Origin of the sequence: Micromonospora globispora, assembly GCF_003857015.1 — a bacterium.
Classification (GTDB): domain Bacteria; phylum Actinomycetota; class Actinomycetes; order Mycobacteriales; family Micromonosporaceae; genus Micromonospora; species Micromonospora globispora.
The window spans coordinates 32600-51265 of the sequence record NZ_QGGF01000612.1; the positions used below are offsets into that span (position 1 = coordinate 32600).

Annotated in this window: 16 protein-coding genes; 7 read left to right on the forward strand and 9 right to left on the reverse strand. The window is 65.7% G+C overall.

Features of this window, described 5'->3' with window-relative positions:
• Window positions 1–44: 44 nt before the first annotated feature.
• Window positions 45–1289: a phosphodiester glycosidase family protein gene (locus tag DKL51_RS30565; protein ID WP_438819682.1), complete on the reverse strand. Its 1245-nt coding sequence runs from the start codon at window positions 1287–1289 to the stop codon at window positions 45–47.
• Between the two features lie 143 nt (window positions 1290–1432).
• Here DKL51_RS30565 and DKL51_RS30570 point away from each other — a divergent pair, with 143 nt between their 5' ends.
• Entirely contained in the window at window positions 1433–1891 is a 459-nt protein-coding gene (locus tag DKL51_RS30570) for a winged helix DNA-binding protein (RefSeq protein WP_124812957.1), read from the forward strand.
• A gap of 44 nt (window positions 1892–1935) precedes the next feature.
• On the opposite strand, the gene DKL51_RS30575 is transcribed toward DKL51_RS30570, so the two are convergent.
• From DKL51_RS30575 to DKL51_RS30590, 4 genes are read right to left on the reverse strand one after another with little or no spacing between them, the layout of a single operon-like run.
• On the reverse strand, window positions 1936–2319 hold the full coding sequence (locus DKL51_RS30575) for a GIY-YIG nuclease family protein (protein WP_124812959.1): 384 nt from the start codon (window positions 2317–2319) through the stop codon (window positions 1936–1938).
• A gap of 18 nt (window positions 2320–2337) precedes the next feature.
• A complete protein-coding gene (locus DKL51_RS30580; RefSeq protein ID WP_311768094.1) occupies window positions 2338–2601 on the reverse strand; it encodes a hypothetical protein in 264 nt (87 codons plus the stop codon).
• Window positions 2589–2855, reverse strand: coding sequence for a DivIVA domain-containing protein (locus DKL51_RS30585; RefSeq protein ID WP_124812963.1), 267 nt, complete (start codon window positions 2853–2855; stop codon window positions 2589–2591). The genes DKL51_RS30580 and DKL51_RS30585 overlap by 13 nt, the downstream gene beginning before the upstream one ends.
• Window positions 2852–3106: a hypothetical protein gene (locus tag DKL51_RS30590; RefSeq protein ID WP_124812965.1), complete on the reverse strand. Its 255-nt coding sequence runs from the start codon at window positions 3104–3106 to the stop codon at window positions 2852–2854. Before DKL51_RS30590 ends, DKL51_RS30585 begins: the two co-directional genes overlap by 4 nt.
• 401 nt (window positions 3107–3507) lie before the next feature.
• Here DKL51_RS30590 and DKL51_RS30595 point away from each other — a divergent pair, with 401 nt between their 5' ends.
• Window positions 3508–3762, forward strand: a complete 255-nt coding sequence (locus DKL51_RS30595; RefSeq protein ID WP_124812967.1) for a GntR family transcriptional regulator — start codon at window positions 3508–3510, stop codon at window positions 3760–3762.
• Here DKL51_RS30595 and DKL51_RS35940 read toward each other — a convergent pair.
• The 4 genes from DKL51_RS35940 to DKL51_RS30610 all read right to left on the reverse strand — a co-directional run bounded on the left by DKL51_RS35940 (window position 3759) and on the right by DKL51_RS30610 (window position 6902).
• Window positions 3759–4154 (reverse strand): HNH endonuclease signature motif containing protein, encoded by a 396-nt coding sequence (locus DKL51_RS35940; protein ID WP_221623265.1) that lies wholly within the window; start codon window positions 4152–4154, stop codon window positions 3759–3761. The two genes, DKL51_RS30595 and DKL51_RS35940, sit on opposite strands and share 4 nt — an antisense overlap.
• Before the next feature lie 4 nt (window positions 4155–4158).
• Window positions 4159–4461, reverse strand: coding sequence for a hypothetical protein (locus tag DKL51_RS30600; protein WP_124812968.1), 303 nt, complete (start codon window positions 4459–4461; stop codon window positions 4159–4161).
• Between the two features lie 128 nt (window positions 4462–4589).
• Entirely contained in the window at window positions 4590–5723 is a 1134-nt protein-coding gene (locus DKL51_RS30605; protein WP_311768095.1) for a NaeI family type II restriction endonuclease, read from the reverse strand.
• 72 nt (window positions 5724–5795) lie between these two features.
• Window positions 5796–6902: a DNA cytosine methyltransferase gene (locus tag DKL51_RS30610; protein ID WP_124812972.1), complete on the reverse strand. Its 1107-nt coding sequence runs from the start codon at window positions 6900–6902 to the stop codon at window positions 5796–5798.
• Between the two features lie 53 nt (window positions 6903–6955).
• On the opposite strand from DKL51_RS30610, the gene DKL51_RS30615 reads away from it, so the two are divergent.
• The 5 genes from DKL51_RS30615 to drmB all read left to right on the forward strand — a co-directional run bounded on the left by DKL51_RS30615 (window position 6956) and on the right by drmB (window position 18652).
• Window positions 6956–7411: a very short patch repair endonuclease gene (locus DKL51_RS30615; protein ID WP_124812974.1), complete on the forward strand. Its 456-nt coding sequence runs from the start codon at window positions 6956–6958 to the stop codon at window positions 7409–7411.
• 91 nt (window positions 7412–7502) lie between these two features.
• Window positions 7503–12161: a DEAD/DEAH box helicase gene (locus DKL51_RS30620; protein ID WP_124812976.1), complete on the forward strand. Its 4659-nt coding sequence runs from the start codon at window positions 7503–7505 to the stop codon at window positions 12159–12161.
• Window positions 12131–13744 (forward strand): NERD domain-containing protein, encoded by a 1614-nt coding sequence (locus tag DKL51_RS30625; protein WP_124812978.1) that lies wholly within the window; start codon window positions 12131–12133, stop codon window positions 13742–13744. The genes DKL51_RS30620 and DKL51_RS30625 overlap by 31 nt, the downstream gene beginning before the upstream one ends.
• Window positions 13737–16847: a helicase-related protein gene (locus DKL51_RS30630; RefSeq protein WP_124812980.1), complete on the forward strand. Its 3111-nt coding sequence runs from the start codon at window positions 13737–13739 to the stop codon at window positions 16845–16847. The genes DKL51_RS30625 and DKL51_RS30630 overlap by 8 nt, the downstream gene beginning before the upstream one ends.
• Complete coding sequence (gene drmB, locus DKL51_RS30635; RefSeq protein WP_124812982.1) at window positions 16847–18652, forward strand: DUF1998 domain-containing protein; 1806 nt, start codon at window positions 16847–16849, stop codon at window positions 18650–18652. Before DKL51_RS30630 ends, drmB begins: the two co-directional genes overlap by 1 nt.
• Window positions 18653–18666 lie beyond the last annotated feature (14 nt).

Sequence of the window (18666 nt, forward strand, 5' to 3'; positions counted from 1 at the left end):
TGAGTACGGACGTGGCCGCTGCTGCGGCTCGTCAGTGGCGGCGGTCAGTTCCCGCTGCGGTACGGGCCATCCACGTAGACGAGCGCGTCGCCGACGGCCCGCTCGGCGGACCCACTCGGCTGGTTGACCAGAGCGTCCTCGACGGCCATCGCGGTGGATCCGCCGCCGTCGAGGTTGACCGCGTTGTGCATGCCGAGCGCCTGGGCGACGGCGGCCGTCTCGTCCATGGTGGTGCCGACGCTCGTGGTCTGGCGGCCGTCGATGGTTGCGAGGACGATCTTCCCGTCCTGCGTGGTTCCGGCGATGGTACGGGGGTTGCGGGCGAAGAAGCTGCCGGAGCCGGCCGGTACGACGATCTGGCCGTCCGCGGTCAACGGGTAACGGCCGTTCACCCCGAACAGCCCGGGCCGCACGGGAAGTTCCTCGCCCTCCTGGTCGGTCAGGGTCGAGGTCCGATCCACGCACCCCTGCCCGGCCACATTCAGCAGGGCGGCGGTGTCCCGCCCGGTCGCCTGCAGCGAGGTCTCGCCGGCGGCCAGGGTGGTGCCGCGGGTGGTCGAGGTGCGCACCACGCAGCCGAGCCGGTCGAGCACGACCTCCACGCCGGCGCCGGTCGGGGTGGACGAGGCGAATTCGGGGGTGAACTCGACGACGTCGCCTGGGAGGGTGCACTGTGTCTGGTCGGCGAGGGTGGCGCAGCCGGCGGGGACGACCGGCGGGTGGTTGACGAACTCCAGCGGCAGGGTGGCGTCGGTCTGCCGGTTCCGTACGCTGCCCGACCAGGTCAGCTTCCCGGTCAGGGCGCGGTTGCTGTTGGCGTCGACGACGAAGTTGACCTCGGCCGGGTCGGTGGTGGGCTCGCTGAGCAGCTTCCCGCCGAACAGCCCCAGCCCGACCGGGTCGCCGGGGTAGAGCTGGCTGGCGGTGAAGGTGAAGAAGGAGGCGTTGACCCCGGCGAGCGCGCCGGAGGCGCGGACGAGGTCCGTGGTCTTCTCGACCTGGCTCAGGTTCGGGCCGTACGTCGCCTGCAGGTGCCCGTGGGCCTGGCTCGGGTCGATGGTGAGTACGTTGACCACCCACGGGCCCCGGGTGGTGGTGTTGATCTGGTCGGCTGGGGCAGGCTCGGTCCCCCGCTCGATCCGGGTCAGGGTGACGCCGTCGGCCAGCGCATGGCTGGTGTGTACCTCCGGCAGGTCGGCGTCGCCCAGCGGGAGGGTGTCGCCGGCGGCCTCGGCGCGGGCGCCCGGAACGACACCGAGAGCCACCGCGGCCAGCGCGGCAGCCGCGATCGCCCCGGTACGGCGGAAGCGGGACAGGCCAGGATTAGAAGCAGTCATGCCCGTGACCCTGGCGGCGCCACGGAACCACGTACCCGACGCCATTTGACACCGAGTCGAATTGTGGTGAAAGGACTTACCCGAGGGAGGCGGTTGTGAACGGCACCGACAAGCCGATCGGCTACTGGCTCAAGCACCTGCACAACCTGATCGACGAGCAGTTCGACGCGACGCTGGGCGACCTCGGCCTCGACCGCCGGCAGTGGCAGATCCTGAACGTGCTCTCCGGCGCGACGCGCAGCCGCGGCGAGATGGAGCAGGCGCTCGCACCGTTCTGGCCGGATGGCGTACCCCAACTCGAGGCCGCCCTTGACGGCGCCGACGGCCTGGTCACGCGGGGATGGGTGGGGTACGACGCCGACGCGCTCACCCTGACGGAGCAGGGGCGCGCGGCACACGGCGCGGCGGCTGAGCGCGTCGGCGAGACGCGGCTGCTGCTGCTGCGCGGGCTCACCCCCGAGCAGTACGCCGAGACCGTCCGGATCCTGTCGGTCATGGCCGACAACCTCGAGGCGGCGTTGGCAGGCCGCGCGGCGGACGGCAAACAGGACTGATGGGCCTGCGGTCCGTACCTCGGCCAGCAGAAGTCGCAGCCCTCTCAGCGGCGCGGCTTCGGCACCTGCCGGTTGAAGCGGGGCTTGAGGGCCAGGACCAGGGCTTCCTTCGTACCCTCCGGGTTGTCGGTCTCCTGCCAGCGGACCTCGCACCGGCCCAGCCAGTCGGCGATGTCCGCAGCCGACGCCTCGTGGCCGGGCTGGTCGAGGAGCTGGCCGACCTGCTCGTGCAGCACCGACGAATCCCGGTTACCCGTCAAGTGCTGCCGGAGGCGATTGCGCAGGTTCCCGGTGTAGCCGACGTAGACGACCGTGCCGCGGTCGAGGACCACGTGCACGCCGGGCGAGCGAGGAGCGCCGGCGGCGGCTTCCATCGTGTACGGCTGGGGAGGCGTGAAGGCGGCCAGAAGATCTTCGGCGTCGAGCATCCCCGGACGGTACCGGTATCAGCCCTCCCCCGCGGTCCCGCACGATCCGGGGTGCCCGTCGCGTAGTCGGCACCGCTGGCCGCCGTCAAGCCGAGCGTCGCACCAGACCCTGTGGCGGAGGTGCTGCCTGTCCTCCTCGCTGAGGGTGGTCTCGCCGAAATCGAGGGCGGCGACGTGGCCGAGGGAGTCGTACAGTGCGACGGCCAGGTCGGTGGCGGCGTCGTGGCTGGTCAGGGTGGTGGGCAGGTGGATGATCCAGCGGGGCTCGGTCACGGCCGCCACCGGTTGTTGAGTGACCAGTCGGGGTCCGGGTGGCGGCAGCCGGTGTGGCGGGACTGCCACTGGCGTAGGGCCTGGCGGATGCGTTCGGCCTCCGTGTTGGCGGTGGTCAACTCGCGGTGCAGGCGGTCGAGTTCGTCGGCGAGCTGGTTGAGGTAGGCGTGGACCTGGTCGGGGTCGAGGCCACGCCAGCGTGTGTCGAAGGCGGCGGCGCGGACCTGGTGCGGTTGCAGGCGTTCCCCGGTCACATAGATCATGGCTGCCTCGCGGTCTGTTCGGCGACCACGGCCTCGATCTCCCGCTCGCTCAGGCCGCGACGGATCAGGACGCGCCGGCCCCAGCGGTGCAGGCGGCAGGGGTGCGGGGCGCGGTCGTTGCGGCAGCGCGGGCCGTCGGGCCACTGCTCGGCGGCGTGCACGGTAACTGCCTTGACGGCGAAGGTGACGTCTTCGGCGGTGACGTAGGGCGGTAGGGGTAGTTCGCCGAGGAAGTCGTCGATCGAGTCCATGTCCCTCCCATTGCTGGATGGTTGCGGCGCCGAGGCGGGCGGGGACGACAGGTACGACCACGCGTCCGTACCTGTCGGAGCCCAGCACCCACCCCGGGCCTGCCTGTTACTCCCACCGCTGTGTCACGGCCGGAAGTCCTGTTCTCTGCTCCTCCCTCCGTCGATGCAGCGGCTGTGGCGGGAAGCTTCTGTGCGTCGGAGCAGCGCGCTGGCCAGCGCGAACTCGGGGGATTCGGCCAGCCGAGGCGGCTGCTGCTCCGACGAAGGATCCACCGCAGTGCCTAGCTGGGGCGCTTCCTCGCCTTCCCACTTTACCGGCGTTACTGGTAAAGTCAACGATGCCCTTGAAGTTCTCCCGGCTCCCGTGATCAGATGTGTGGGTCTAGCTGGGAGTACTTCGCATGCCCGCACCACGTAAGTTCGAGCCGCACTACCGGCGAATCATCGCCGACATCAGGGAGCGCATCGCCTCGGGCGAGTGGCCTCCCGGCCACAAGCTGCCATCCACAAAGGCGCTCGCCGAGATGTACGAGGTCGGCAGCCAGTCAACAGTCCGCCAGGCCATCACGATCCTCATCGAGACAGGCGAGCTGTACGGCCACCAAGGCCTCGGCGTCTTTGTCGCCGGACGAGGTGCAACTGCATCCGAAGGCTAAGCGGGGGGGCACAATGCAAGTCGAAGGAGCGTGTGCAGATCCGCGCGGAGGATGAGGCCGTTCGTGATGCGGTTGCCGTGCGGACCCATGTACGAGTCGGTGTGCGCCGCTTCGAGTACAGCGTCGGCCGACTCACCGGTCACGACACACCTTCCGTCATACGCGTCGAGCAGCCGCTGCCGGAAGCTCGCCTGCCCCTGCCGCTGAACGATGTATCGCAGTGTGCGGAGCCGCAGGTCCTCGGCAGGATCTGGTTCGCCTTCAAGATCAGGCAGCGCGATGCTCCTGGACCGCAGCCAGCCATCGAGGACATCTACCGTCCTCCGGTCGGCTCGGACCGCCGCTCTCTGGGCGACCTGACCGAACGCCGAGCGCGGGATCGGCTCTCGCATCAGCTTATGAGTGGCGTCGAGGTTCCAGATCGAGCAACGCGTACCAATGGTTACCGTCGGGATAGATGTCGACAGCCTTCCCTAGTGCGCAGATGTACTGGTATCGACCAGCGGCGTAGACCCAGACCGCATCGCCGGGCCGCATTTTGCGGTACCCGGTGCCAAGGATCCACGGATCCGCCTTGTCAGGGCTCTGCTCAATGTCGTCAAGCAGACGCTGCGATGACACCTCAGTGTCCCCATTTGGGTTGTCGAGGTAGTAGTCGCTCTTCTCGTTCGTCGGGTAGATCCGGTGAGTGACCGACACCGTTGAGTCCCTCCGTCCTACAGACCGCGGTCCCTGCCCCGCGCCATGCGATGACCTCGATGCGGAGGCCGCTTACGGCCTCAGCAAGCCCGAGTTCGTTCGCCCAGGCACAGGTCTAGGGGCGGCACTCATTCGCCTTGGGCGGGGAGCGTCGGAGCCTCGACTACGGGGTCCTCTGGCCGCGCGCGCCGCCATGCACCTCCGTTGACCTCGACGAATGGCTCGGGGTCACCTTGTCCCCAAGGGTGCAGACGAGTGCTGACGAACCTGCCGAGCGTGGGTGCAGGCAGGCCGAGTTCTTGTGCCATCTGGGGGTGCGGCGCATAGTGACCGAAGATCACTATGCCCTCGGGCTTCAACTTCCTACGAGCGTCGCGTACTCGCTTGGCACTGTCGACTTGTTGGGCGGCGGTGAGGACCGTGGCCCGATTGACCAGCTCGCCGGTCAGTTCTCGGAACAGGTTCGTGACGGCGGTCTGACCATGCCTGGCGTAGGCGATGAGGTCCAGCTTGGTGGCGTCCTTGATATGTAGAAGCGTATTGCTCACAAGGTCCGCACCGGGCACTACCCAGAGGATGCGGTCACGCCCGCGATCATTGAGCCGTCGTTTCCCGTCGCGCTGGCGTCCCAATGGTTTGAGCACCTCTTCGCTTATGCGAATGAGGCCCGATGCCCACCGCGCGGTGTACTCGTTGGCCCAGGCGACGAAAGCCAGCTTGGCGCCCCGGCTGTGCATCTCCTGGGGGATCTCCCAGTCGTACAGGTTCAACGACCACTTGCAGTCGACGTCCACGCCGGCTATCCGATAATCGAGTTCCTCCCCGTCGTCGAAGCCGAATTCCCGCTGCAGCCAGATCTCGACGAGTGTGCCTATGTGCGTCTTCTCGGTCTTCATGAGCTGTGTGAAGTCCCAGCGGCCGGTACGTTGGCCGTCGTAGATCTGGTCGAGCGCTTCCCGGATCGCATATCCCGTTCGTACGCCGTCTGGATCCATGGACTTGATGGCCGCATATACACCCCACAGCTCGGGGTCCTCCTGCGGGGTGGGCGGCCGTGCGTCCGTTCGGAACGGCGCGGGCCCCGTGGCAGGTCGTGGCCGGCCCGTGGTTGACGGGCGGCGTGGCAGTACGCGCCTGCGGTGTACCCGGAGGGTACGTGGTATCACGACCTCGACGGTGCGTGGTGTCACGACATCGACGGTGCGAGGTATCACGACATCGACCGCGTCATCCGAGAAGAGTTCACCTTGAGTGACCGACACAGGCGGAGGCTGCCAGACCAGGCTCCCCTCGTCAAACAGCCCCGTTCCGTGTTGCTCTATGGGGCTGACAGTTCAGCGCAGGTAATCTTTGAGGTGGCGCGCGATGGCTGCGGCCAAGCCGGACGGCACCGCGTTGCCGATCTGCTTGGCTATCTCGATCTTCGAACCGCACCACAGGTAATCCTTGGGGAAGTCCTGCAGCAGTGACGCCTCGTAGTGAGTGATGACGCGGTTCACCCGCCGTGCCGGGTCGACGGGATCCCACTGCGGATGAAGGTACTGGCCCTTCTCTGGCTTGAAAAATTCCGTGCGGATCGTCAACGACGGCGCATCCCAGCGCATGCGTCCCATGACGTCCGTCGTCCCGGTCTTCTTCTCACGCCAACAGCGAGACAAGAGGTGGTCCGGGAGGTTGAAACGACCTCCACCTGGAGGGATGTGGTCATAGCGTTCGAGCGATCGAGCTGTAGGTTGTCGACCGAAATGGATGTCTGTTCCTTTGAACTCACCCTTGATGCGCTCGCCGAAATACTCCGTCGTGGCGTCGGGAAGCTCTGTCGTAGCCGGATGCTCATCCACGGATCCGATGCGGCTACGCACCGTCTCCCATGGCAGGAGATCCCCGGTCGGCACCTTGGCGTGTGTGGGCAGCGGTAGCGGTATGCTGCCGATGCGGGATCCGATCACGATGGTACGAGGACGACGTTGCGCCACTCCGTAGTCGGCTGCGAGCAGGACTCCCGAGCTGAGCTCGTAGTCCTTGATAATGCCGTGGTCGGCCTCGTTGAACAGGAGCTGGAACTCGCTGGTTCTCGAGAAGCGCTCCACGTTCTCGATGACGAACACCTGGGGCTGCGCCGTTACAACGAAGCGGAGATACTCCTTCCAGAGCTTGTTGCGCGGATCGTCGACGTCCTTGCTGCCAAGGTTCGAGAACCCCTGGCAGGGCGGCCCACCGATGATCACCTCAGCCTGAGGGATCTCGTCTTCACGGACGAGGGCGATGTCCCCCCACCGCGTGTGCGATTCGCCAAAGTTGGCGGCGTAGGTTGCCGCCGCCGCCAAGTCCCACTCTACAGAGAGAACCGGACGAAAGCCCTCACTATGGAAACCGACGGTCATACCGCCGCACCCTGCAAACAGGTCGATCATGCTTAGGCGGTCGCTCACCCGCGACATGTTAGTTGCCCCTGCTCTCGAAGCAACGCCGGCGCGCCGGTGAGGTAGAACGCATGTCCGAAAAATCCTGGGCTTCGTCCGCAGGGGTGCGGAAGTCCATGCAGGCGAATACGGGACGCGACACGCGGCCTGAACTGGCGCTCCGCCGGGCCGTGCACGCCCTCGGCTTGCGCTATTACGTCAACAGGCGTCCGATCAAATCCGTCCGCCGCACGGCAGACCTCCTGTTTCCGCGCCTGCGGCTCGCGGTGTTCCTTGACGGTTGCTTCTGGCACGGCTGCCCTGACCATCACACGGTGGCCAAGAGGAACGCCGCCTTCTGGGCTGAGAAGGTCTCGACCAATCGTCGACGGGATGCCGAGACGAACGCCGTCTTGGCGACGGCAGGCTGGATAGTCGTGAGGATCTGGGAGCACGAGCCTGCGGAAGAGGCTGCAGCCAAGGTGGCACGCGTTGCGGCGCGGCTACGGAGAGCCGGCCGCGCGGCGGACGAGTGCACTGAGCCTTGAGGTATGTCCGTCCGCGCGCCGGTACATTCAGCCGCTCAGTCGAAGCTCTCGGCCGACTAGGGGTCCCACCAACGGTACTTCGGTCCCCATAATGATCACCGTGCCGACCGCAGCCAACTGGGACCAGCCTGATCCAGCCCTTCAGGCATGGATCGAGACGCACCGGAAGAATGCCCTGAACGCGTACGAGGCTGATCCACTGCTAGTCGGGGAACACGGTCTCCAAGAGGACGGGTTCAGGACCGGCGGATACGCCCAGCGGCAGGTGCTCGAACTGGTCCAGAACGCCGCGGATGCTCTGCGGCGCGCCGGAACCCGCGGCCGCGTGGAGGTGGTGCTCTTCGACGGCACGCTTTACTGCGCCAACGAGGGTGCACCCTTCGGGCTGGACGGGCTGGAGGCGCTCTCTCATGCCTACCTCAGCGGCAAACGCGGCGACGACATGGGCCGGTTCGGCCTCGGCTTCAAGTCAGTACTCGGCGTCACCAACACCCCCTTGGTCCTCAGCCGCTCCGTGTCCTTCTCCTTCAGCGCTGAGGCGAGCCGCCGGGCGTTGACGCGGGTGGCGCCGGACGCGCCGAAGTACCCGGTGCTGCGTCTGCCGATTCTCGCTGACGCCAGGGCGGAGATGAGCACGGATCCAATTCTGTCCGGCCTCGGCGACTGGGCGCAGACGATCATCCGGTTGCCTTTGGCGGGTTCCAACCAGCGGTTGAACGACGACATGCGGAGCTTCCCGAAAGAGTTCCTGCTCTTCGCGCCCTTTGTATCCGAACTGGTCATGAGGTTTCCCGACGGATCCGGACAGGGGTTCCGTTGCGAAGACCTCGGTGAACGGCGGTACCGGCTGATCGGGACGGAGGGCACGTCGGCGGACTGGATGGTATGGCACCAGACGCACCGGCCCTCTGAGGAGGCGCTGGCCGAGGTCAGCGAGGCCATCCGGCGACCGGAGGTCACTGTCTCCTACGCTGCCCCGCTGGACGAGACGCAGACGTTGGGCCGCTTCTGGGCGTATTTCCCGCTGCAGGACTACACGTCGGCCCGTGGGATCTTCAATGCGCCCTGGCACATCAGCGATGACCGAACCAACCTCCTCCCCGGTCGATTCAACGAAGAACTGCTCAGGGTGGCCTCGGATCTCGTGGTGACCGCTCTGCCGCACCTGCGAACCGAGGAGGACCCGGCGCGTCATTTCGACTACATGCCGGCACGTGGCCGCGAGACTGACAACTTCGGTGATCTCCGGCTGACCGAGCTCGTGCCCGAGGCCGCCGCGACGGAGGCGTGCGTACCGGACGCCGAGGGTCTCCTGCGTCTGCCCGCGGATCTGGAATACGCGAACGCAGACCTCCGCCTGGAGATGGCTAGCTTCGTGGCGTGGAGCCAGGCTCCTGGCAGGCCCGTCCGCAGCCCACATTGGACCTGCTACCGGACGCCGACACGTCGCGCCCGCCTCCGTAGGCTGGTGCGAGGCGATGCCACCCGACCCGCACCGAACGAACTGAGTGCGGCGGACTGGCTGACAAGTCTGGTACCCGACGCCAGCGACGAACAATGCGTAGCCGCGCTGAAAGTGGTCTTCACCATCGGAGACGAACCAGTCCGCCGAGACATGCTTCGCGCTCCCATCATTCCCGACTCCTCGGGCACGCTGACCCGCCTCGGCCTGGTGAACAACCTCTTCCTGCGCGGTGACCGCCTCAGTGCGACTGCCGGGATCCGACTGGTGCGGCCGAGTTTCCTCGACCTGCCGGACGTCGAGGATCAGCTCCGAGCACTCGGTTTCACCGACGTCGACCCTAAGCACGAGTTGCAGCAGCTCGCCACGACAGTCGCCAACCGGTGGACGGGCCAGGAGTGGCGGGACTTCTGGAACCTGGTCTCGGACGTCAGCGTTCGCGACGCTCAGGTCATCCTCCTCGAACATGTCAGGAAGGGCGCCACCCTCAAGGTGCAGTGCCGCGACGGCTCCTGGCAACACGTCGGCTGCGCAGTAACCCCCGGCCTCGTGGATCCGATCGATGCCTCTCTAGCGGTCGACATCGATTACCATGAGCTTCATCTGGATCTGCTCAGAGTCATCGGTGTGGCCGATCGACCGGTGATCAGCAGCGTCGCACTACAAGACTTGACGCTGTCCGAGTATCGACGCAGGCAGCGCGTCGAGTACGTGGAGAGCCTGCCCCCACGTGGCCGTCCCGAACGCGGCGACATCGACTTCGTCGAGCAGGAAGGCCCCACGCCACTACACGTGCTACGACGGTTCCAAGACACGCACGACGACCGAGCACGCATGCTTTGGACAAGAGCTCTGCTCGAGATCGACACCCCGCCGACGTGGACCCTGCAACACCCCAACACCAAGAAATTCGCGCCACACCAGGTCGCCGCCCCACACATCTGGGCGGCGCAGAACTACGGGCTGCTGGAGACAGCTTGGGGTCCACGTGAGCCCCTGCGCTCCCTGCATCCCGACCTCGCACACCTGGATCCCCTTCTTCCCGTGGCGCGCTGGCAGGTCGCCGCGAAGCTGGACACCATCGCCGACGAGAAGGACGTGTCCGTCAACCTGTGGCGTGAGTTCGTCTCGCGCACGCCCGTGGGTGGCGACGCCCGACAGCTCGGAGCACTCATCGGCACCGCGCTCCAGCGGCTGCCAGCCGGCGACGTGCCGGAGTGCCTACCTGCAGTAAGTAACAACGGCTACGACAGCGTGCCGACCGCACAGCTGCTCATCGCCAACACCGATCAAGAGGTCAGAACGCTGAAGGAGGAAGGGCTTCCGTTCGTCGTCGTCGAAGACGAGTCGGTCGCACAGGGCCTCGTCGAGAGATGGGGATGCCAGTCCGCTGCGTCGATGCTCCGGGTGGAGATCCTCCCTGAGACGCCGAGCGAACCCATCGTGCTCCTCGACCGCTTCCGCCGCCTGCGCGACTACACAAGCGGAGAACTCGACGAGTTCGAGCTGATCGGATGCGCCTCCCTGAGCCGGGCGGTGACCCTACCCACAGGAACCGACAGCCGTCCCGAGGACTTCGCGGTCGCCAGACGTACGATCTACTTCGAGAACTCACTGGGCGAGGAGGACTTGCTCGCGAGGATCTCAGAGCACTTCCAGCTCGGTCTCGACGCCCTGGCCATCACGCGCATCCTTCAAGAGGCCGACAGCGAGCGGATCCAAGCCGCCATGGCACAGGCACGCTCACTGCACGAGCCGGGGGATAAACTGCTGGCCCTGCTCCCCGTCGCCGCCCTTGAGGCCAAGCTGCCCGCGGGGCTGCTCGAGACGGTACGGGCGGTGTCGGGCGACGCCGGGAACAAGCAGGTCGCCGAGCTGCTGTGGCATGTACATGGCTACAACGTGCTCAGCGAACTGCGCCACGACCTCCGGGACAATGGTTACCCCGTACCCGAAACCTGGGCTGGATCTGCACCGGCCATTGCCTTCGTGCGCAAGCTGGGATTCTCCGCCGAGTTCGCCGGCGAGCGTGGCCGTCAGCTCGACTCCGACATCACAGTCCTCGGCCCCCCCGATCTGAAACCTCTCCACGACTACCAACAGCGCCTGGCCGAGCAGATCCAGGATCTCGTGCATCCCAGCGACAAGCCTGATCGAGCGCTCCTCTTCCTTCCCACCGGGGCAGGCAAGACCCGCGTGACGGTCGAGGCGTTGGCCACCTCCATCCACGACCGCATCTTCACCGGCCCCGTCCTCTGGATCGCCCAGAGCGAGGAACTCTGCGAGCAGGCGATCCAGACGTGGGCGACGGTGTGGCGCCAGGTCGGCAATCGCCCGCTGCGGCTGTGCCGACTGTGGGATAAAAACGAGGTCACTGCGAGTGACTCCGACGCGAACGTCGTCGTGGCCACAGATGCGAAGCTCGACCACGTCCGCCTCCGCTCCGACTACGACTGGCTGCTGGATGCTGCGGTCGTGGTCATAGACGAAGCGCACGGTGCCACGGCACAGGGCATTACGGCCACACTTCGATGGCTCGGGATCGGCCAAGGGAGGACCGCCCGCCCACTGCTCGGGCTCACAGCGACCCCATTTAAGGGAACCGGAGAAGCCGCGAACAAGGCCCTGGCAAGCCGCTTCAACAACAGGCAGCTCAACGTGCTGGGTGATGACCCGTACGGTGAACTGCAGCGGCTCGAGGTGCTGGCCAGGATCCAGCACCGAGTCCTGCCAGGCTCCTACTACGCCCTGGACCCCGCCGAACGGCAGCAACTGGCCCGATACCGTGACGTCCCGCGATCGGTCCTCGAGCGAGTCGGTCGAGACCAGCATCGAACCCTGCGCCTGCTGGACGACATCTCGAAGCTGCCTGAAGACTGGCCGATCCTCGTCTTCACCTCATCGGTGCTTGCCGCGCAGACCCTGTCCGCGCTCCTTCGGCTGCGTGGCATCTCGTCGGCCACCATCAGTGGCGCCACACCGACGACTGAACGGCGGCGAACGATCGAGGCGTTCCGTGACGGAACGATCCAGGTGCTGACGAACTGCAACGTCCTGACCCAGGGGTTCGACGCCCCGGGCGTTCGGGCGCTCTACATTGCGCGGCCCACCTTCAGCCCGAACGCCTACATCCAGATGGTCGGGCGGGCTCTACGCGGGCCTGCCAACGGCGGTAAGGCTGAGTGCTTGGTCGTCAACGTCGCGGACACCTTCGAGACCTTCGGCGAGGAACTCGCTTACCAGAAGTTCGACCACCTATGGAAGAACCAGGGTGGTGGTCCCAACTGAAGATCATCCCTGGGCTGGACCGGCTCGGATACGTCCAGTCGGTTGCGGAGACACGTGTCGCCAAGCTGTTGTCCCAGGCAGATCTGGGTGAGCCAGCAACCTGCTTCTACTCGGTTCATCTGCCACGCCACGAGTACAAGCGCATGGCGGAAATCGACTTCCTCATAGTGCTGCGAGACCTGCTGCTGGTCATCGAGGTGAAGGGCGGCAGGCTGTCTCGGCGGGACGGCCTGTGGACCTTCACGGATCGGTTCGGAGAGGTTCACACCAAACGCGAAGGCCCGTTCGAGCAGGCGCGTAGCGCGATGTTTGCCCTCGAGGCGACCTTGGCACAGCGCATACCCGGCCTCACTGCGGCGTTCGGCACCGTTGTCGTGACCCCCGGCCAGGCACTGGACCGTGACCTGGAGTGGGATCCGGCCGAACACATCGGGCCCTCGGCCATGACCGTCAGTGGCTTCGAAACGGCGTTGATCAAGGCCCTCAGATTCTGGCGCGGCAGGTCGTCTCGTATCCCAAGGGGATCTGACTACCAGAGTGTCCTGTCGGTGTTGCGGCCGGACTTCGACCGCGTACCCCGCCTCTCACTATTGACCGGTGCCATCGAGTCCGAGTATGTGGCGTTGGCTCGGGAGCAGTACGACATGCTGCGCGGCAGCGAGATCAACGACAGGATCTTCTGCACGGGCGGCGCCGGTTCGGGCAAGACACTTCTCGCGGTCGAGACGGCCCGCCGCGCGGCGAGCAGCGGGGCATCCGTTCTTCTCACCTGTCGCTCTTCCGGCGTCGTCGATGTGATGCGTCGTTCGCTCGGCGAGACCAAGGTCAGGTGCGTGCCATGGTCCGATGCGGAGAAGCTCGACCCCTTCGACGTCCTCGTCGTGGACGAGGCGCAGGACCTACTCAACCTCGACGACTGCCTGGAACTCGACCGGCTCGTCGTGGGGGGCCTACAGCGAGGCCGATGGCGCATGTTCAGTGATCCCAACAATCAGACGAACATTCATGGCGCCTTCGACCCCGACATCTATCAGGAGGTGGCGGCCGGCGCCGCCCGCTACCAGCTCCCGTACAACTGCCGGAACACCTCAGCGATCGTCGATCAGACACAGCTTATGACCGGGGCCGACCTGGGTGTCGCGAAGGCGGGCCAGGGCCCGGCGGTGGACTTCGTGAGGCCCGCCACCGACCTCGATGCAGCGGCTCTGCTGGATGCACGCCTCAAAAGGTTCCGTCAGGAGGAGATCGACCTCGCCGAGATCGTGGTCGTCACGTTGCGGGACTCGGTTGCGAATAGCGCTGCCACGAGAAGCCGCGCTTTCATGAGAGGACAACTGGTCGCCGAGACGGGTTCCGGAACGCCAACGGTCGCGGGTGTCGCCCGATTGGTGACGGTTCAGGAGTACAAGGGCTTGGAGGCACAGCACGTTTTGGTGATCGACGTGGATGACCTGTCCGAGGCCCGCGACATGTCGAAGCTGTATGTTGCTATGACCAGGCCACGGGTCTCCCTGTGGCTGGCCGTCAGTCCGTTAGCCTGGCAACAGTTGTCGAAGATGCCCGAAGGACGCCGCGATGCCTGAACCGCGAACCTTCGCTCGACTGCGCGAGGACGTCGTCACATACCTGCGGCGCCAATACCTCGGCCCTGAGAACGATGAGTCAGAGGTGCTGAAGGACCGCCCCGACAGGGTGTACCTCGTCGGCACCCTCTACCCTCGTGGACCCGCGGCCCAGCCCCTCGACGGTGAGATCCTGGGCGACGACGGCCACGAGGAAGGGCTTGACGAACCGATCGAGCTGGCGAATGCATGGCATCCAGCCTCTGCAGCCATATCTTTCCTCCATGACGGAGCCGAGATCACCGTCCTGCTGTCCGCGGCACGCTACGAGCGCCTAGCCGACGAAACCGGCTGGCGACGCCTGCCACTGACTGAAGCACCCATCGTGCTCGACCCGCAGACCGACCCGGTCGCCTGCTTCGACGGTGCCGCACGGCTTCGCGCCGAGTGGCGCAGGACAGGTGATGCATGGCTGGTCACGGTGGCGGTTGAAAACAGTGCCCGCCACGACAACGCAGAGTCCCCGCCTCCCACTGAGGACTGTCTGTTCCAGGTCCGCATTGTCTGCACCGTAGAGAGCGGCCAGGTGCGGCCGTACCCCTCGGTCACCCTGCTCAGTGACGACCAAGAAGACGAGGAACTGCAGCTGCTGTACCGACACCGGCAGGTCTACGGGGTCGGGCACGGATGCTCGGTGACGTGGGACGCCCTGCCCGATGGAACGGTTCGCACGGTGGCGACTGAGATGCTGCCCCGGAGCATCGTGCCTGGTGTGTCTCCTGGATCCCGCGGTTCCGCCGTACTGCGCCTGGCATATCTTGCGGACCAGACCGTGCCGACGGCACGGCTAGTCGAGGCCCTCGATGCATTCATCGACGCCTACGACGAGTGGGTAGAAGCACGCCACAAAGAGGCGCCGACGCTCGGCGCCCATCACAGCGACGCGGCGAGCCGGCTCCTGACCCGCATGGACACGGCCCGGGCAAGGATGCGCGAAGGTGTACGCGTCCTGGCGAAGAACGGTAACGAACTGGTCGCGTTCCGTCTGGCCAACAAGGCTATGCGTGAACAGATCCTGCAGACCCGTCACGCCAAGGTTGCACCCGGACGGCGTAACCAGCCTCTGGTCGAGCGGCCATCCGAGATGTCGGAACCGGCCTGGTACCCGTTCCAGCTCGCCTTTCAGCTTCTCACCATCGCCTCGACCGCTAACAGCAAGCATGAGGACCGGGGCGTCGTGGACCTGATCTGGTTCCCGACCGGCGGCGGTAAGACTGAGGCTTACCTCGCCCTAGCCGCATTCGAGATGATCCACAGGCGGCTGATACGGGGACACCACGGCGGAGGAACAGCCGTCCTCACCAGGTACACCCTGCGTATGCTCACCGCCCAGCAGTTCCAACGAGCCGCGACCCTCATCTGCGCGCTAGAGCGCATGCGCCAAAAGGACGACCGGCTTGCCGGAAAGGCTCCCTTCTCGATCGGTCTCTGGGTCGGTGGCGAGACGACGCCGAACAGGTTCGAGGAGGCCCACGCTCTTACCCGAGAGCTTCGTAGGGCGTCGGAGCCAGACAACCCCTTCCAGATCAACAATTGCCCCTGGTGCGCCACGCCGCTGCTCCCTGCGCAACGCACTAGGGATCACGGCGCCTACGGTGTGCGGTCAACCAGGCACACGTTCGAACTGTTCTGCCCCCACACCGAGTGCCCCTTCCACCAGGAGCTGCCGGTACGGGTCGTCGACCAGCAGATATTCGCCGATCCGCCCACACTTCTCGTGGCAACCGTCGACAAGTTCGCCAGGATGCCCTGGCATAACGAAGCAGGGGTGGTGCTGGGCCGCGACAACTCACCGTACGATCCGCCGGGCCTCGTCATCCAAGATGAGCTACACCTGCTGTCGGGTCCGCTGGGGACGACCGTGGCACTCTATGAGGCCGCCGTCCTCGGGCTAATCGGCTGGAACGGCACTAGAGCCAAGGTAGTCGCCTCAACTGCGACGATCAGATCAGCGCCCGAACAGGTACGTCGTCTATACGGATCCGAGGTCGCACTATTTCCTCCCAGCGGGCTCGACGCCGACGATAGCTACTTCGCCGCCGTCGACCGGGAGTCGCCCGGCCGGATGTATGTGGGACTAATGCCCCAGGCGCACACCCAGTCCCGGGCGACCGGCCTGGCCGCGGTAGCCCTCCTCGAAGCGCCCATGTTGGTCCGTGAACAGCCCAGCGATCTGGACGCCTACTGGACAGTGGTGGCCTACCACAACTCGCTCCGAGAACTCGGGCGAACCGTCACCATCGCCCGTGACGACATTGAAAGCATGCTCACCGCCCGAGCATCGATGCGGGAAAAGAACTCCCGGCGGATCCGCCGGGACGGCGTCGTCGAACTCACCAGTAACGTCCCGCCCAGTGCCCTGATCAAGAGGCTCGCCCGCCTCGAACGCCGCGTCGACCACGGTGATGCCATCGACCTCGTGGCCACGACCAACATGCTGTCCGTCGGGATCGACATCAGTCGCCTCGGCCTGATGCTCATGAACGGCCAGCCAAAGACGACCTCCGAATACATCCAGGCCACCAGCCGAGTGGGCCGATCCGACGTGCCCGGCCTCGTCGTGACCCTGCTCCGCGCGGGAAAACCCCGAGACCGTTCCCACTACGAATCCTTCAGGGCGTTCCACGAATCGCTGTACCGCCACGTCGAACCGACCAGCGTCACACCGTGGTCGGCGGCATCCCGGCAACGATCACTTCACGCAGCGCTGGTTATGCTCGTCCGGCACGGTGCAGGACTGCGATTTAACGATGATGCCAGCCAGTTCCGCGCTACCGACGCACCCGTGGCCAAGGCCGTCCGCATCCTGCTCGACGCCGTGACCGAGTGCGAACCGGAAGCAGCCGAGGACACTCGAGTCGAATTACAACGGCTTGTCAACGAATGGGAGCGCAAGGCTCGCCGCGCTGAGGAACTCGGGTTGAACCTGCGCTACGACAGCAGCGACAACGAACACCCGGTACTGCTGTGCGACTTCGGAGAGCGGCGGGATGCGTGGCCGACCATGCATTCGATGCGCTCAGTCGACCGCACCGTGCGGGTGATCGCGCTGGGGGAGGCCTGATGAGGAAGACCCGACTCAGTCAAACCATCTCACCGTTCGGCGTCGGTGCCATCCTGGATATCGACGGCGAATCGCTGATGGCCGCCGACATCAGCCTATGGCCCGTGGATCACACCCAGCGCATCGAGTCCCGGCGTCTGGAGGAGAGCCTCGGGGTCACAGAGCTCCGAAGCCCGCCTAGCGTCCCCTCGTATCCCTCGAGACGCACACCCGGCATCTTCTATCAACGCTTCCCTGGATGGCTCTTCTGCCAGGACTGCCGGCGCATGCATCGCATCAAGCGCCACGATGAGACCGGGGAGGTGCCCATTTGCAGACACTGCAGAGGCCCGATGGTCCCCATGCGCTTCATCGCCGTGGGTACCAAGCGTGGTCACGCAATGGACGTTCCCTGGGTCCGATGGACACACTCCGAGCCCAGAAACGCGGACCAAGAGCGATGCCGGGTAGAAGACCTGTTGTTCAAGACGCGGGGGGGAGGTTCGGAGGGCCTATCCAGCCTCGTCGTGCACTGCGCCGTCTGTTCCGCCAGCCGCGACCTCGGCGATCTGACGGCCAAGGGAGCCCTGAACCGAATCGGCTTCCGATGCGCGGGCGGACAACCCTGGCAGCCCTCGAGCGTGAACGGCTGCGACGAACCGGTCGAGGTGCTGCAGCGCGGAGCGACGAACGTGACACTCAACGAAGTCACGACCGCACTGGACATCCCCGAACCCTCGATGCCCATACGTGATGAAGAAGCCGAGATCAGGCAGCATCGCAACTTCGAGAACGTCAAATCGGCGCCGACGGGACCACGCGCCGAGATGCTGATCGAGCTGATCGCGGAGGAGCTGGGGGTAACGACAGACCTGGTACGCCGAGTGGTCACCTCCACCACCAGCCCCGACGACGAAGTGAAGGCAGCACGCGACGGGCTTCTGGCCGACGAATGGCAGGCGTTCCAGCAGGCCATCGACAACCCCGCAGAGTCGATCGGCACACCGACCTTCATCGTCTCCGCCACCCCTTTCCTCAAGCCAAACGCTCCTTCCGTGCACCGCGCCGCGGAAGAGCTGGTGGGGCACGTCGTGCTGGCCCACAGACTCCGGGAAGTGCGAGTGCTGCACGGATTCCGCCGATACGATCTCGCAGCCGATATCGTCGACGTCAACCTTGCGCCGAGGGGACGCGCGCGATGGCTGCCAGCCGTCGAGTCCTTCGGCGAGGGCGTCTTGTTGACCCTCGATGAAAGCCGCCTGACGGAGTGGGAGAACCGCGAGGCGATAACGGAACGTGCGCGACAGCTGGAGCGCAGACGACGCGACTCCCCGATTGGGTCACGGCTCTCCGACGCGACGCCGCGACTCATCCTGCTACACACGCTTGCCCATATCCTCATGCGGCAGCTGGCGTTCTCCTGCGGTTACTCGGCCGCCTCCCTACGCGAACGCGTCTACGCCTCGACAGGCCCGAAGCCAGAGGCAGGCCTGCTGATCTATACAGCGGCCGGAGACGCCGAGGGCACGCTGGGTGGGCTTGTCCGCCAGGGAGAACCACCCCGACTGGTCAGGACGCTGCTGTCCGCGCTCGAGAGCGCAGCATGGTGCTCATCTGATCCGTTGTGTCGTGGGAGCCGTGGCCAAGGACTCGGAAGTATGAACCTGGCCGCGTGTCACGGTTGCTCCTTGGTTTCAGAGACGTCGTGTGAACGGGGCAACCTGCTGCTAGACCGCGTCATGCTTGTCGGAGACGAAGGCGCTCCCGGGTACTTCCAGGACGTCATCGCATTCGCAAGACAGGAAGCCGCCAAGCTTTCCTCGTGAAGACACCAAGACTG